We start from the raw sequence: 839 nt of genomic DNA on the forward strand, positions 1-839 counted from the left end.
GGCTTGAGCTAACCAATCATGGGGCTGCCACACTCAGTCCACGCCCAACTCCACCAGCCCGGCGTTCAACCGCACCGGCCACACGCGCAGGCGCTGATCCGGCGCCTCGAGGCATTGGCCATCGTGCAAGCGATAATGCTGCTTGTAGATCGGCGCCGCCACCACCAGGTCACCCTTGATGCTGCCGACCAGCCCGCGACCGATCACGTTCGCCCCGGACTCCGGGTCATGGTTGTCGATGGCGTACAGGCGCTGTTCTTGCGCGCCCGGCAGGTAAAACAGCGCCACTTGCGCGCCGTCGAGCCACACCACTACGCCGGAGTTGCTCACCAGGTCTTGCTCAGTGCACACGCTTTTCCACGTGGCCAGGTTGGGCTGAATGTTGGATGAACTCATCAGGCAATCTCCTCGATGACGGGAATCAGGTTCAGTTCGCTCGCCATGATCGGGCGGCGCTGGCCACGCTCCTGAACAAAGTGGATGTCCGGGTCGGGGCGTTTGTCGTTGACGAAGGTGCGGAAGCGCTTGAGTTTTTCCGGGTCTTTGAGGGCGTTGGCCCACTCGCATTCATAGCGGTCGACCACCAGTTGCATCTGCGCTTCAAGCTCGGCGCCCAGCCCGAGGCTGTCGTGCAATATCACGTCTTTGAGAAAGTCGAGGCCGCCGTCGAGGCTTTCGCGCCATACCGAGGTGCGCTGCAATTTGTCGGCGGTGCGGATGTAGAACATCAGAAAACGGTCGATGTACTGGATCAGCGTGGCGTCGTCGAGGTCGGTGGCGAACAGCTCGGCATGGCGTGGGCGCATGCCGCCGTTGCCCGCAATGTACAGGTTCCAGCC

General features: G+C 62.1%; 1 protein-coding gene and 1 pseudogene. Both read right to left on the reverse strand.

What is annotated here, in order from left to right:
- Nucleotides 1-33: 33 nt before the first annotated feature.
- On the reverse strand, nucleotides 34-396 hold the full coding sequence (nirD, locus tag F0169_RS27205) for a nitrite reductase small subunit NirD (protein WP_122250131.1): 363 nt from the start codon (nucleotides 394-396) through the stop codon (nucleotides 34-36).
- A pseudogene (locus tag F0169_RS27210) lies at nucleotides 396-839 on the reverse strand (nitrite reductase (NAD(P)H)); the annotation flags it as partial. The gene nirD and the pseudogene F0169_RS27210, both read right to left, overlap by 1 nt.

The organism is Pseudomonas kitaguniensis, assembly GCF_009296165.1.
Classification (GTDB): Bacteria; Pseudomonadota; Gammaproteobacteria; order Pseudomonadales; family Pseudomonadaceae; genus Aquipseudomonas; species Aquipseudomonas kitaguniensis.

Bases quoted from the DNA above. Each gene is read 5' to 3' on its own strand.
- nirD (WP_122250131.1), bottom strand. From the start codon at position 396: ATGAGTTCATCCAACATTCAGCCCAACCTGGCCACGTGGAAAAGCGTG.